The sequence below is a fragment of the Undibacterium sp. RuRC25W genome, assembly GCF_049339825.1.
Lineage (GTDB): Bacteria > Pseudomonadota > Gammaproteobacteria > Burkholderiales > Burkholderiaceae_D > Undibacterium.
In genome coordinates, this window is record NZ_JBMPPD010000087.1 from 1 (window position 1) to 288 (window position 288).

Below are 288 nucleotides of genomic sequence, written 5' to 3' on the forward strand. Positions count from 1 at the left end.
AAACCGATTTTGCGTTTGTCTCTCGTTTAATGCAAGAGTGGGGCATCAACTACCACTTCGAGCACAGCAACGGTGTGCATCGGTTAATCCTCTCCGATTTCAATGGCGCATTCCGTACCGCCAGTGAAGCCTACGCCAGCATTCCGTATTACCCACCTGGTCATAAAATCGACCGCGATTACATTCACGCTTTTAGCCCAGAGAACAGCCTCACCTCGGGCAGTGTTGCCAGCCGTGACTATGACTACACCCGATGCCGCTCAAGCCTCGAAGCTAACAGTAGTGACC

At 52.1% G+C, this 288-nt stretch carries 1 protein-coding gene; it reads left to right on the forward strand.

Going from position 1 to position 288, the window contains the following annotated elements; genetic code table 11:
* On the forward strand, positions 1-288 hold a 288-nt coding region (locus ACO0KV_RS18410), incomplete at both ends, for a contractile injection system protein, VgrG/Pvc8 family (protein ID WP_423044611.1).